The sequence below is a fragment of the Pseudomonas sp. Mb7 genome (assembly GCF_054790525.1).
The window spans coordinates 4954085-4967500 of sequence record NZ_CP186501.1; the positions used below are offsets into that span (position 1 = coordinate 4954085).

General features: G+C 54.3%; 11 protein-coding genes, 4 tRNA genes and 2 rRNA genes (1 of these 17 running past the window's edge). All 17 read right to left on the reverse strand.

The features are described from left to right. Positions 1-57 precede the first annotated feature (57 nt). Positions 58-4131, reverse strand: a complete 4074-nt coding sequence (gene rpoB / locus ACOYXH_RS22400) for a DNA-directed RNA polymerase subunit beta (RefSeq protein ID WP_064121019.1) — start codon at positions 4129-4131, stop codon at positions 58-60. Between the two features lie 221 nt (positions 4132-4352). Next, positions 4353-4718, reverse strand: a complete 366-nt coding sequence (gene rplL / locus ACOYXH_RS22405; protein ID WP_003228750.1) for a 50S ribosomal protein L7/L12 — start codon at positions 4716-4718, stop codon at positions 4353-4355. Between the two features lie 74 nt (positions 4719-4792). Beyond that, entirely contained in the window at positions 4793-5293 is a 501-nt protein-coding gene (gene rplJ / locus ACOYXH_RS22410) for a 50S ribosomal protein L10 (protein ID WP_008081912.1), read from the reverse strand. 198 nt (positions 5294-5491) lie between these two features. Next, on the reverse strand, positions 5492-6187 hold the full coding sequence (gene rplA / locus ACOYXH_RS22415; protein ID WP_007916481.1) for a 50S ribosomal protein L1: 696 nt from the start codon (positions 6185-6187) through the stop codon (positions 5492-5494). Beyond that, a complete protein-coding gene (gene rplK, locus ACOYXH_RS22420; RefSeq protein WP_003228756.1) occupies positions 6187-6618 on the reverse strand; it encodes a 50S ribosomal protein L11 in 432 nt (143 codons plus the stop codon). The genes rplA and rplK overlap by 1 nt, the downstream gene beginning before the upstream one ends. Positions 6619-6735: 117 nt before the next feature. Continuing rightward, on the reverse strand, positions 6736-7269 hold the full coding sequence (gene nusG / locus ACOYXH_RS22425; protein WP_007957598.1) for a transcription termination/antitermination protein NusG: 534 nt from the start codon (positions 7267-7269) through the stop codon (positions 6736-6738). A gap of 9 nt (positions 7270-7278) precedes the next feature. After that, the gene (gene secE, locus ACOYXH_RS22430; RefSeq protein WP_009045851.1) at positions 7279-7647 is read right to left on the reverse strand and encodes a preprotein translocase subunit SecE; all 369 of its coding nucleotides are present in this window, start codon (positions 7645-7647) and stop codon (positions 7279-7281) included. A gap of 45 nt (positions 7648-7692) precedes the next feature. After that, positions 7693-7768: transfer RNA gene (locus tag ACOYXH_RS22435), tRNA-Trp, on the reverse strand. Positions 7769-7821: 53 nt separating this feature from the next. Continuing rightward, entirely contained in the window at positions 7822-9015 is a 1194-nt protein-coding gene (tuf, locus tag ACOYXH_RS22440) for an elongation factor Tu (protein ID WP_064361246.1), read from the reverse strand. Positions 9016-9100: 85 nt separating this feature from the next. Next, positions 9101-9176, reverse strand: a tRNA-Thr gene (locus tag ACOYXH_RS22445). 26 nt (positions 9177-9202) lie between these two features. After that, positions 9203-9276 (reverse strand) — tRNA-Gly (locus tag ACOYXH_RS22450). A 25-nt stretch (positions 9277-9301) separates the two neighbouring features. Further along, positions 9302-9386, reverse strand: a tRNA-Tyr gene (locus ACOYXH_RS22455). A gap of 143 nt (positions 9387-9529) precedes the next feature. Further along, positions 9530-9961 carry a hypothetical protein gene (locus ACOYXH_RS22460; RefSeq protein ID WP_095125529.1) on the reverse strand — a complete coding sequence of 144 codons (432 nt, stop codon included), beginning with the start codon at positions 9959-9961 and terminating at the stop codon, positions 9530-9532. 7 nt (positions 9962-9968) lie between these two features. Then, positions 9969-10721: a pantothenate kinase gene (locus ACOYXH_RS22465; RefSeq protein ID WP_095048841.1), complete on the reverse strand. Its 753-nt coding sequence runs from the start codon at positions 10719-10721 to the stop codon at positions 9969-9971. Continuing rightward, positions 10711-11664, reverse strand: coding sequence for a bifunctional biotin--[acetyl-CoA-carboxylase] ligase/biotin operon repressor BirA (gene birA / locus ACOYXH_RS22470; protein ID WP_095048842.1), 954 nt, complete (start codon positions 11662-11664; stop codon positions 10711-10713). The genes ACOYXH_RS22465 and birA overlap by 11 nt, the downstream gene beginning before the upstream one ends. Before the next feature lie 133 nt (positions 11665-11797). After that, positions 11798-11913, reverse strand: a 5S ribosomal RNA gene (gene rrf / locus ACOYXH_RS22475). Positions 11914-12064: 151 nt separating this feature from the next. Continuing rightward, positions 12065-13416: ribosomal RNA gene (locus ACOYXH_RS22480) — 23S ribosomal RNA — on the reverse strand; it runs 1542 nt beyond the window's last position.

Consider the following 13416-nt stretch of genomic DNA (forward strand, 5'->3'; position numbering starts at 1 on the left):
CCTCCTGGCGGAGCAGAGAGCGGGCAATCCTGCCCCGCTCTCGATTCGCGTCACGTGTTATTCGGTTTCCAGATCGATATCGATGCCGAGGGAACGAATTTCCTTGATCAACACGTTGAAGGACTCGGGCATGCCCGGCTCCATACGGTGATCGCCATCCACGATGTTTTTGTACATCTTGGTACGGCCGTTCACATCGTCCGACTTCACTGTGAGCATTTCTTGCAGAGTGTAAGCAGCACCGTATGCTTCCAGTGCCCAGACCTCCATCTCCCCGAAACGCTGACCACCGAACTGCGCCTTACCACCCAGCGGCTGCTGGGTAACCAGGCTGTACGAACCGGTAGAACGCGCGTGCATCTTGTCGTCTACCAAGTGGTTCAGCTTCAGCATGTACATGTAGCCAACGGTAACTGGACGCTCGAACTTGTTGCCGGTACGGCCGTCAGTCAGCTGCATCTGGCCGCTTTCCGGCAGGTCTGCCAGTTTCAGCATGGCCTTGATTTCGCTTTCCTTGGCGCCGTCGAACACTGGAGTGGCCATTGGAACACCGCCACGCAGGTTCTTCGCCAGATCTAGGATTTCCTGATCAGAGAAGCTGTCCAGATCCTCGTTACGACCGCCGATCTGGTTGTAGATCTCGTCCAGGAAGGTGCGCAGTTCAGCGACTTTACGCTGCTCTTCGACCATCCGGTTGATCTTCTCACCCAGACCTTTGGCCGCGAGGCCCAAGTGGGTTTCAAGGATCTGACCAACGTTCATACGCGAAGGTACGCCCAGTGGGTTGAGGACCACGTCGACCGGGGTGCCATTGGCATCGTGCGGCATGTCTTCAACCGGCATGATCACGGAGACCACACCTTTGTTACCGTGACGACCGGCCATCTTGTCGCCCGGCTGGATGCGACGACGGATTGCCAGGTAAACCTTGACGATTTTCAACACGCCTGGAGCCAGGTCATCGCCCTGCTGCAGTTTGCGCTTCTTGTCTTCGAACTTGTCGTCCAGCAGACGGCGGCGATCAACGATGTAGGCCTGAGCCTTCTCGAGCTGCTCGTTCAGAGCATCTTCAGCCATGCGCAGTTTGAACCACTGACCATGCTCAAGACCGTCGAGAACTTCGTCGGTGATGTCCTGACCTTTCTTCAGACCTGCGCCGCCTTCAGCCTTGTGGCCTACCAGAGCGGAACGCAGACGTTCGAACGTCGCGCCTTCAACGATACGGAATTCTTCGTTCAGATCCTTGCGGATCTCGTCCAGCTGGGACTTCTCGATCGACAGTGCACGAGCATCACGCTCAACGCCGTCGCGGGTGAAGACCTGTACGTCGATGACAGTACCTTTGGTACCGGTAGGTACACGCAGGGAGGTGTCTTTAACGTCGCTGGCTTTTTCACCGAAGATTGCACGCAGCAGTTTTTCTTCCGGAGTCAGTTGGGTCTCGCCTTTCGGAGTGACCTTACCTACCAGAATGTCGCCTGCGCCAACTTCAGCACCTACGTAAACGATACCGGCTTCGTCCAGCTTGTTCAGCGCAGCTTCACCCACGTTAGGGATGTCCGCAGTGATTTCCTCTGGGCCAAGCTTGGTGTCACGGGCCACACAGGTGAGTTCCTGAATGTGGATCGTGGTGAAACGGTCTTCCTGAACCACACGCTCGGACAGGCAGATGGAGTCTTCGAAGTTGAAGCCGTTCCATGCCATGAACGCGATGCGCATGTTCTGACCCAGCGCCAGTTCACCCATGTCGGTGGACGGGCCGTCGGCCATGATGTCGCTACGCTGAACGCGATCACCCTTGCTCACCAGCGGACGCTGGTTGATGCAGGTGTTCTGGTTCGAGCGGGTGTATTTGGTCAGGTTGTAGATGTCGACACCAGCTTCGCCGGTTTCAACTTCGTCATCAGCAACACGAACCACGATACGGCTGGCGTCGACGGAATCGATCACGCCGCCACGACGAGCCACGACGCAAACGCCGGAGTCACGGGCTACGTTACGCTCCATGCCGGTACCTACCAGCGGCTTGTCAGCGCGCAGGGTTGGTACAGCTTGACGCTGCATGTTCGAACCCATCAACGCACGGTTGGCGTCGTCGTGCTCGAGGAACGGGATCAGCGACGCTGCAACCGAAACTACCTGCTTCGGCGAAACGTCCATCAAGGTGACTTCTTCAGGCGCCTTGACGGTGAATTCGTTCAGGTGACGTACGGCTACCAGTTCGTCGATCAGGACTTTCTGGTCGTTCATGGTCGCCGAAGCCTGCGCGATCACGTGATCGGCTTCTTCAATAGCGGACAGGAACACGATCTCGTCGGTGACCACACCCTCTTTCACCACGCGGTACGGGCTTTCCAGGAAGCCGTACTGGTTGGTGCGAGCGTAAGCAGCCAAGGAGTTGATCAGACCGATGTTCGGACCTTCCGGCGTTTCGATCGGGCATACACGACCGTAGTGAGTCGGGTGCACGTCACGGACTTCAAAGCCTGCGCGCTCACGAGTCAGACCGCCAGGGCCGAGTGCGGAGACACGACGCTTGTGGGTGATCTCGGACAGCGGGTTGTTCTGGTCCATGAACTGCGAGAGCTGGCTGGAACCGAAGAACTCTTTCACCGCCGCAGCCACTGGCTTGGCGTTGATCAGGTCTTGCGGCATCAGGCCTTCGCTTTCAGCCATCGACAGACGCTCTTTGACCGCACGCTCAACACGTACCAGGCCAACGCGGAACTGGTTCTCGGCCATTTCGCCTACGCAGCGAACACGACGGTTACCCAGGTGGTCGATGTCATCGACGATGCCTTTACCGTTACGGATGTCGACCAGAGTCTTCAGTACCGCGACGATGTCTTCCTTGCACAGCACGCCCGAACCTTCGATCTCGGTACGACCGATACGACGGTTGAACTTCATCCGGCCGACCGCAGACAGGTCATAGCGCTCAGGGCTGAAGAACAGGTTGTTGAACAGGGTTTCGGCAGCGTCTTTGGTTGGCGGCTCGCCTGGACGCATCATGCGATAGATCTCGACCAGCGCTTCCAATTGGTTGCTGGTGGAGTCGATCTTCAGCGTGTCGGAGACGAACGGACCGCAGTCGATATCGTTGGTGTACAGCGTTTCGATGCGAACAACACCAGCCTTGGCAATTTTTGCCAGGACTTCAGTGTTCAGCTCGGTGTTGCACTCTGCCAGGATTTCGCCGGTAGCCGGGTGCACGATGACCTTGGCGGTAGTACGGCCCAGGACGTAGTCCAGAGGTACTTCCAGAGTCTTGATGCCGGCTTTTTCGATCTGGTTGATGTGGCGCGCGGTAATACGGCGGCCCGCTTCAACAATGACCTTGCCCTTCTCGTCCTGAATGTCCAGAACCGCAATTTCACCACGCAGACGCGAAGCAATCAGTTCCAGGCTGAGGGTTTCGCCGCTCAGCTTGAAGACGTTGGTGGTGTAGAACGCGTCCAGCACTTCTTCAGTGGTGTAACCGAGCGCGCGCAGCAGTACCGATGCCGGCAGCTTGCGACGACGGTCGATACGCACGAACACGCAGTCTTTCGGGTCGAACTCGAAGTCCAGCCACGAACCGCGGTAAGGAATGATGCGCGCGGAGTACAGCAGTTTGCCGGAGCTATGCGTCTTGCCGCGGTCGTGGTCGAAGAACACGCCCGGGGAACGGTGCAGCTGGGAAACGATTACACGCTCGGTACCGTTGATTACGAAGGTACCGTTCTCAGTCATCAGGGGGATTTCACCCATGTAGACTTCTTGCTCTTTGATGTCCTTGATCGCTTTGTTCGACGATTCTTTGTCGAAAATGATCAGGCGCACTTTTACCCGCAAAGGTACGGCGAAAGTTACACCGCGCAATACGCATTCTTTGACATCAAATGCCGGTTCGCCCAGGCGATAACCGACGTACTCCAGCGCAGCATTGCCGGAGTAGCTGATGATCGGGAAAACGGATTTGAAGGCCGCATGCAGGCCCACGTCGCGGAACTGATCTTTAGTCGCTCCCGCTTGCAAGAATTCACGATACGAATCCAGCTGGATGGCCAGGAGGTAAGGCACATCCATGACGTCCGGCAACTTGCTAAAGTCCTTGCGGATACGTTTTTTCTCAGTATATGAGTAAGCCATCAGCGTTCCCCAGCTTGGTCACCTGCTTGTTTGGCCCCTCCCGACGGGAGCAGCCAGAAAATCGTGCAAACCCCATGGTTTGCTCCACCGCATCGGGTGGTTACAGCGCCCTTATCAGCACCGACCCAGTCGGCTGCCAATAACGGAAAAAGGCCGGTGGCAAGAGCCACCAGCCATCAGCCTGTCGCTTGACGCTCGGGCTGGAGGAGCAAAGTCGATACTTATTTCAGTTCGACTTTAGCGCCTGCTTCTTCCAGCTTCTTCTTGGCGTCTTCAGCAGCTTCTTTCGAAACGCCTTCAGCTACAACCTGAGGAGCGCCGTCTACTTTCTCTTTGGCTTCTTTCAGGCCCAGACCGGTCAGTTCACGAACTGCCTTGATCACGTTAACCTTCTTCTCGCCAGCTTCCAGCAGAACAACGTTGAACTCGGTTTGCTCTTCAACAACAGCGGCAGCAGCAGCTGGACCAGCCGAAGCAGCAGCAGCGGTAACACCGAAGGTTTCTTCCATCGCTTTGATCAGCTCAACGATTTCCACTACGGATTTCTGGCCGATTGCTTCGATGATTTGTTCGTTAGTCAGAGACATGACTCAATTCCTGAATTGGGGGACGGCCTACGCGACCATCGAAATAAACAAAAAACGCGAGAAGTTGACGAGCCTTAGGCTGCGGCAGCTTCTTTCTGGTCGCGAATTGCCGCCAGAGTACGAGCCAATTTGCTGGTAGCGCCTTGAATCACGCTCATCAGCTGAGAAATTGCTTCGTCACGGGTCGGCAGAGTTGCCAGTACGTCGATCTGATTAGCTGCGAGGAACTTGCCCTCGAACGCAGCTGCCTTGATCTCGAACTTGTCCTGACCCTTGGCAAACTCTTTGAAGATACGGGCAGCAGCACCCGGATGTTCGTTCGAGAATGCAATCAGGGTCGGGCCGGTGAACACGTCGTTGAGGACACTGTATTGAGTGTCAGCAACAGCGCGCTTGAGCAGGGTGTTACGTACAACACGTACGTAAACGCCAGCTTCACGAGCCTCTTTACGGAGTCCGGTCATTGCGCCTACTGTTACGCCACGTGCATCAACCACGACAGCGGACAGAGCGACTTTGGCAGCCTCGTTGACTTCAGCGACGATGGCCTTCTTGTCTTCGAGATTAATTGCCACGGGTTTAACTCCTGCTTGTTACCGTTTCATTCGATCGGAACCGAATGTCGTTTTGGTGTCTGATTCGGTAAGGAACCGGGAGCACCATCTGCGTAGGCTTATGGTTTAAGACTTGCGTCGCCTACGGTCTTGGATAGCCCCCGCCAGGCAGGGACCCCAATCTTTCAATTGGCACGAACCATCGCGCCAACCTTTGTCTTACGCGTCGAGCGAGCTCTGGTCGATGACCAGACCTGGGCCCATAGTGGTGCTCAGGGTAACGCGCTTGACGTAGATACCTTTCGAAGAAGCTGGCTTGATACGCTTCAGATCAGCGATCAGGGCTTCAACGTTTTCCTTCAGCTTGACGGCGTCGAAGCCCATCTTGCCAACGGAAGTGTGAATGATGCCGTTTTTGTCGGTGCGATAACGAACCTGACCAGCTTTAGCGTTTTTAACCGCAGTAGCTACGTCTGGAGTTACAGTACCAACCTTAGGGTTAGGCATCAGACCACGTGGACCGAGGATCTGACCCAGTTGACCTACAACGCGCATGGCATCCGGGGATGCAATCACTACGTCATAGTTCAGGTCGCCGCCTTTCATTTCGGCAGCCAGGTCGTCCATACCTACACGGTCAGCGCCGGCAGCCAGAGCGGCTTCAGCAGCTGGACCTTGGGTGAACACAGCAACGCGAACGGTCTTGCCAGTGCCGTGTGGCAGCACAGTAGCGCTACGGACAACCTGGTCGGATTTACGCGGGTCAACACCCAGGTTTACAGCAACGTCGAACGACTCGCTGAACTTGACAGTCGACAGCTCAGCCAGCAGAGCAGCAGCGTCTACAATGTTGTAGGCCTTGCCTGCTTCGATTTTGCCGGCGATAGCCTTTTGACGCTTGGTCAGCTTAGCCATTACACACCCTCCACGTTAAGGCCCATGCTACGAGCAGAACCGGCGATAGTACGCACGGCTGCATCCATATCAGCTGCAGTCAGATCCGCGTTTTTGGTTTTCGCGATTTCTTCCAGCTGAGCACGGGTAACAGTGCCAACCTTAACGGTGTTCGGACGAGCGGAACCGCTGGTCAGACCGGCCGCCTTCTTCAGCAGAACCGAAGCAGGGGTGGATTTGGTTTCGAAAGTGAAACTACGGTCGCTGTAGACAGTGATGATCACTGGAGTCGGCAGACCTGCTTCAAGACCCTGAGTACGGGCGTTGAAAGCCTTGCAGAATTCCATGATGTTCACGCCGTGCTGACCCAGAGCAGGACCAACAGGTGGGCTTGGGTTAGCCTGAGCGGCCTTCACTTGCAGCTTGATGTAAGCGGTAATTTTCTTGGCCATGAGGCACTCCAATTACGGGTTCGAACGCCTCGGAAGGCTCCCCGGTTACTTGCGCGTTTATCCCAGTGACGACAAAACCCCACAGCCTAGGGCTGCGGGGTTGGGATGCTTGTCCAGTTAGACCTTTTCGACCTGACTGAACTCCAACTCTACCGGAGTAGAGCGACCGAAAATGAGCACTGCCACTTGGATCCGGCTCTTTTCGTAGTTAACTTCTTCAACAACGCCATTGAAATCAGCGAATGGACCGTCGTTGACTCGCACCGTCTCACCTGGCTCGAAGAGAGTCTTCGGCTTAGGCTTGTCGCTACCATCAGCAACGCGACGCAGAATTGCTTCCGCCTCTTTATCGGTGATCGGCGCAGGCTTATCAGCGGTACCGCCAATGAAACCCATCACCCGAGGAGTATCCTTGACCAAGTGCCAAGTACCCTCGTTCATATCCATCTGAACCAGCACATAGCCTGGAAAGAATTTGCGCTCGCTTTTGCGCTTCTGGCCATTACGCATTTCAACCACTTCTTCAGTGGGAACCAGAATCTCGCCGAAGCCATCTTCCATGCCAGCCAGCTTTACGCGCTCGATCAGCGAGCGCATCACATGCTTCTCGTAACCCGAGTAAGCATGCACAACATACCAACGCTTAGCCACGGGACACCCTTAGCCGACAATCAAGGAAACAAGCCAGCCGAGCAGGGAATCAAGCCCCCACAACAGCAACGCCATAACCAGAACAACAGCCACCACAATAAGGGTGGTCTGCGTGGTTTCTTGGCGAGTTGGCCACACGACTTTACGAATCTCGGTGCGAGCTTCCTTAACCAGTACAAAGAAAGACTTGCCCTTAGCAGTCTGCAGGCCTACAAAGGCAGCTACAGCAGCAATTGCAAGTAAAGCGAGCACACGGTACAGGATCGGCGAAGCAGAGTAATACTGATTGCCAACAACGCCAACAACCACCAAAGCGACAACTACAAGCCACTTGAGCAGATCGAAGCGAGAGCCTTGAGCTTCAGCTTTAGGAGTCATCTATGAAGATCCTGTGAAAAGAAAGCCAGACACACCGAGTGAATCTGGCAGGTCAGGAGGGAATCGAACCCCCAACCTACGGTTTTGGAGACCGTCGCTCTGCCAATTGAGCTACTGACCTAAAACAAAATCAGGCCGACCATTATGCCGGCCCGAAAAATACATTACAACCACTTACTCGATGATTTTAGCTACGACGCCAGCGCCGACGGTACGACCGCCTTCACGGATAGCGAAACGCAGACCATCTTCCATCGCGATGGTTTTGATCAGGGTAACAGTCATCTGAATGTTGTCACCTGGCATTACCATTTCAACGCCTTCTGGCAGCTCGCAGTTACCAGTCACGTCAGTAGTACGGAAGTAGAACTGTGGACGGTAGCCTTTGAAGAACGGAGTGTGACGACCGCCTTCTTCCTTGCTCAGAACGTAAACTTCTGCAGTGAACTTGGTGTGCGGCTTAACCGAACCCGGCTTAACCAGAACCTGACCACGCTCAACGTCGTCACGCTTGGTACCACGCAGCAGAACGCCGCAGTTCTCGCCAGCACGACCTTCGTCGAGCAGCTTGCGGAACATTTCAACACCGGTGCAAGTAGTAACGGTGGTGTCACGCAGACCAACGATTTCCAGCGGATCCTGAACGCGAACGATACCGCGCTCGATACGACCAGTCACAACAGTACCGCGACCCGAGATCGAGAATACGTCTTCGATTGGCATCAGGAATGGCTTGTCGATCATACGAACTGGTTCTGGAATGTAAGCATCCAGAGTCTCAACCAGTTTCTTGACGGCAGTGGTGCCCATCTCGTTGTCGTCTTTGCCTTCCAGAGCCATACGAGCCGAACCGATGATGATTGGAGTGTCATCGCCCGGGAAGTCGTAGGTGGACAGCAGGTCGCGAACTTCCATCTCAACCAGTTCCAGCAGCTCAGCGTCGTCCACCAGGTCAGCCTTGTTCAGGAAAACCACGATGTACGGAACGCCTACCTGACGGGACAGCAGGATGTGCTCACGGGTTTGTGGCATCGGACCATCAGCGGCCGAGCAAACCAGAATAGCGCCGTCCATTTGAGCAGCACCGGTGATCATGTTCTTCACATAGTCAGCGTGACCTGGGCAGTCGACGTGAGCGTAGTGACGGATCTTCGAGTTGTACTCAACGTGTGCGGTGTTGATGGTGATACCGCGAGCTTTTTCTTCTGGTGCGCTGTCGATCTTGTCGAAGTCAACGATTGCTGAACCGAAAACTTCGGAGCAAACGCGAGTCAGAGCAGCAGTCAGAGTGGTTTTACCGTGGTCAACGTGACCAATGGTCCCAACGTTGACGTGGGGCAGGGAACGATCAAATTTTTCCTTAGCCATCGATATCACCCTCAACAGAAGAAATTAGACAAACAATATCAACCATTAAAACAAAGGCAGATATTTTCATATCTGCCTTGTTATATGGAGCTCTTGAGCGGATTTGAACCGCTGACCTCACCCTTACCAAGGGTGTGCTCTACCAACTGAGCTACAAGAGCAAAACACTTTGCACAACCTGCAAACTTGGAGCGGGTAGCGGGAATCGAACCCGCATCATCAGCTTGGAAGGCTGAGGTTCTACCACTAAACTATACCCGCGGAGCCTGCAGCTCACGCTTAAATCTGGTGGAGGGAGAAGGATTCGAACCTTCGAAGTCGTAGACGTCAGATTTACAGTCTGATCCCTTTGGCCGCTCGGGAACCCCTCCTAATCAGGCCGGCATTCTATACTATGCCAAACCCCTGTCAAGCATTTTCTCATTTAAAAACCTGAGGTTAGCTGCGTTGACATCACTTCACTTTGAATCCCTACTTAGGTCTTCGCTGTGGAGCGGGCGCCATTCTATGCAAACTATTCAGCAGGTGCAACCCCCTCACACAGCATTATTTTATGTTTTAACTCATTGAATTCGTTGGAAAGGTTTTGGAGCTGGGCGTCCCCCAGCAAACGCTGGCCCTGAGGCGAAACAGACAACCAATAACCAACCCCAGAAGCATCCCTCGACGAAGATTTTACATCGACTCCCATTTCAGCCAAACGCTGCTGGAGCGCTGTAATCGACTCCTGTCGAGAGAAACCACCAAGGAACAGACACTCTTGCCGACGCCCCCCCTGCCCCTCCCGAGCATTGCCCGTCGTTTCGCTGAGCAAACGAATGTCTTGCTGGGAACCTCGATACAAACTGAGAGGCGTTACATCCTTCGCCCGCAAGGGCGCCTCCTGCTGATGCCAGACATAATAGAAAACATTAAGAACAAGAAGCAGGAGGAACAACCAACGCATACAAACCTCAGGAAAAAGGACACGCCATAGCCAACCCCACAAACACCAGGTCAGGAACGACTCGGGCCTCAGGGGCGACAGCTGCAACCAATTCAGCATCCCCCCCAGTTATAAAGACTGCGAAGTCTTCCCTCCAGTAAGAGCGCGCCAGTTCCAACTGTGTCAATACGAAACCTCGCAACATCAATGAACACCCGCGCTCCACCGCCTCAACAGTGGTCCGCCCAGGCGCATTGCTTGAAAGCGCGCGCTCAGCCGCCAGATCTCCATAGCGAATCTTACGGGTATGCGTACGTAACTGATTTCGCATCAAAGGCATTCCGGGGCAAATAAAACCACCAAGATGCTCACCACCCGCAGCAATAAAATCTGCAGTCACCGCCGTACCGAAATCAAGCACCAGGCAAGCGCCGCCTGATGCGAGATGAAACCCGCCAAGCATGGCCAGCCATCGATCCAGCCCTAGGCGCTCGTACTCTTCATAACCATTTTTGACACCGGACATTTCACGTGCGGGCTTCGCGCACACCACCGAAATACCAAACTCACGCTCGATAATAGCGATCAAGGCATCAGTCTCCTCCGCAGTCCTGACACTGACCACGCGGCACTTACGAAGCTCAAGCCCATTGAGAGCTTTCAAACTGTCTAGCAATGCGAGATCAGAGTCGACAACCCCTTCAGAAAAGAGAGAGCCAAGCGCAGCCTTCAGTACTCGCCACTTAATAAAGCTGTTCCCACAGTCGAGCTCAAGAATCATCACGCAACCTCAGGCTGAGCTCACCACCACTAAAGACTTTTTCCACACCATCCACCTTCAGGCGCAGCGCACCCTGACTATCGATTCCGAGCACAACACCATCTATCTGACTGGAACCCGCAATCAATGACACAGAGCGATCCTGCCACAAATGGTTCGCCTCCCATTCCGTCTGGAGAGCCGAAAAACCATCCACCTGATGGCGCCGGATATAAACATTTAACTGCTTACTAAGCTCAGCCACCAGGGAGTTACGGTCAGTACTTCTACCTGACTCAAGCCGAATCGAAGTCCATTGCTGGCCAACTTCATCAGCCACTTGCATGTTCACATTTACACCAATACCCAGCACCACATGGCAAACGTCTGCCGGATCACCAACGAGCTCAAGGAGAATACCGGCAATCTTCTTGTTACCCACCAAGACATCGTTGGGCCACTTCAATCCCGCACCTGACACTCCAAAATTTCTCAGAGCCTGCAAGACAGCCAACCCAACAACAAGACTCAAGCCCTCGAGCTGGCGCATTCCGCCATCAATACGCAGGACAAGGCTGTAATAAAGATTCTCTGCAAAGGGACTTACCCACTTGCGACCTCTTCGCCCACGACCAGAGACCTGGCGTTCCGCGAGCACCAAAAAGGGCGCCAAACTACCTTGGCCAATCGCCCGCAAGGCCTCAGCGTTTGTCGAGTCGACCGAATCCAAGACCATCACCGGCCAATCTGGCGCCATTGCCGATATTGCCCGAGAGTCGAGCAGCGTCAATGGAACAGCCAATTGATAGCCTCGTCCTCGCACTTTATGAATGGACAAGCCAAGCTCGGCCTCAAGATGCTGAAGCTGTTTCCATACCGCACTTCGACTTATTCCCAAGGCGGCGCCAAGATCCTGACCAGAATGGAATCGGCCATCTTTCAGGAGGTTCAACAACGTCAACATGCAGGTCTCGCCCTCACAATGAGGCCCGAATAATATCCATGAGCCGGGCTGTTGCATAGAAATCAAGCAGATGCTTTTCCCGCGGGCAAAACAAAACCCCAACTGCTTTCGCAATTGGGGTTTCGGAATTTAATCTTGACGATGACCTACTCTCACATGGGGAAACCCCACACTACCATCGGCGATGCATCGTTTCACTGCTGAGTTCGGGATGGGATCAGGTGGTTCCAACGCTCTATGGTCGTCAAGAAATTCGGGTACTGACTCGTGGCCAAATGGCCTCGCTTCAGCAAATTGGGTATGTGATAGCTTTCGGTGTTTGTGAACATCGAACTTTCGGTTCGTTTCGTCTTCACACACCGCAATCTGGTCTCTTCGACGCAAATTGCTTGGGTGTTATATGGTCAAGCCTCACGGGCAATTAGTATTGGTTAGCTCAACGCCTCACAGCGCTTACACACCCAACCTATCAACGTCGTAGTCTTCGACGGCCCTTCAGGGAACTCAAGGTTCCAGTGAGATCTCATCTTGAGGCAAGTTTCCCGCTTAGATGCTTTCAGCGGTTATCTTTCCCGAACATAGCTACCCGGCAATGCCACTGGCGTGACAACCGGAACACCAGAGGTTCGTCCACTCCGGTCCTCTCGTACTAGGAGCAGCCCCTCTCAAATCTCAAACGTCCACGGCAGATAGGGACCGAACTGTCTCACGACGTTCTAAACCCAGCTCGCGTACCACTTTAAATGGCGAACAGCCATACCCTTGGGACCGGCTTCAGCCCCAGGATGTGATGAGCCGACATCGAGGTGCCAAACACCGCCGTCGATATGAACTCTTGGGCGGTATCAGCCTGTTATCCCCGGAGTACCTTTTATCCGTTGAGCGATGGCCCTTCCATACAGAACCACCGGATCACTAAGACCTACTTTCGTACCTGCTCGACGTGTCTGTCTCGCAGTCAAGCGCGCTTTTGCCTTTATACTCTACGACCGATTTCCGACCGGTCTGAGCGCACCTTCGTACTCCTCCGTTACTCTTTAGGAGGAGACCGCCCCAGTCAAACTACCCACCATACACTGTCCTCGATCCGGATAACGGACCTGAGTTAGAACCTCAAAGTTGCCAGGGTGGTATTTCAAGGATGGCTCCACGCGAACTGGCGTCCACGCTTCAAAGCCTCCCACCTATCCTACACAAGCAAATTCAAAGTCCAGTGCAAAGCTATAGTAAAGGTTCACGGGGTCTTTCCGTCTAGCCGCGGATACACTGCATCTTCACAGCGATTTCAATTTCACTGAGTCTCGGGTGGAGACAGCGCCGCCATCGTTACGCCATTCGTGCAGGTCGGAACTTACCCGACAAGGAATTTCGCTACCTTAGGACCGTTATAGTTACGGCCGCCGTTTACCGGGGCTTCGATCAAGAGCTTCGCGTTAGCTAACCCCATCAATTAACCTTCCGGCACCGGGCAGGCGTCACACCCTATACGTCCACTTTCGTGTTTGCAGAGTGCTGTGTTTTTAATAAACAGTCGCAGCGGCCTGGTATCTTCGACCGGCATGAGCTTACGGAGCAAGTCCTTCACCCTCACCGGCGCACCTTCTCCCGAAGTTACGGTGCCATTTTGCCTAGTTCCTTCACCCGAGTTCTCTCAAGCGCCTTGGTATTCTCTACCCAACCACCTGTGTCGGTTTGGGGTACGGTTCCTGGTTACCTGAAGCTTAGAAGCTTTTCTTGGAAGCATGGCATCAA

Excerpts from the sequence above, each read along its gene's own strand:
- rpoB (WP_064121019.1), bottom strand. The coding sequence starts at position 4,131 with ATGGCTTACTCATATACTGAGAAAAAACGTATCCGCAAGGACTTTAGC.
- rplL (WP_003228750.1), bottom strand. The coding sequence starts at position 4,718 with ATGTCTCTGACTAACGAACAAATCATCGAAGCAATCGGCCAGAAATCC.
- rplA (WP_007916481.1), bottom strand. The coding sequence starts at position 6,187 with ATGGCTAAGCTGACCAAGCGTCAAAAGGCTATCGCCGGCAAAATCGAA.
- rplK (WP_003228756.1), bottom strand. The coding sequence starts at position 6,618 with ATGGCCAAGAAAATTACCGCTTACATCAAGCTGCAAGTGAAGGCCGCT.
- secE (WP_009045851.1), bottom strand. The coding sequence starts at position 7,647 with ATGACTCCTAAAGCTGAAGCTCAAGGCTCTCGCTTCGATCTGCTCAAG.
- tuf (WP_064361246.1), bottom strand. The coding sequence starts at position 9,015 with ATGGCTAAGGAAAAATTTGATCGTTCCCTGCCCCACGTCAACGTTGGG.
- ACOYXH_RS22460 (WP_095125529.1), bottom strand. The coding sequence starts at position 9,961 with ATGCGTTGGTTGTTCCTCCTGCTTCTTGTTCTTAATGTTTTCTATTAT.
- ACOYXH_RS22465 (WP_095048841.1), bottom strand. The coding sequence starts at position 10,721 with ATGATTCTTGAGCTCGACTGTGGGAACAGCTTTATTAAGTGGCGAGTA.
- birA (WP_095048842.1), bottom strand. The coding sequence starts at position 11,664 with ATGTTGACGTTGTTGAACCTCCTGAAAGATGGCCGATTCCATTCTGGT.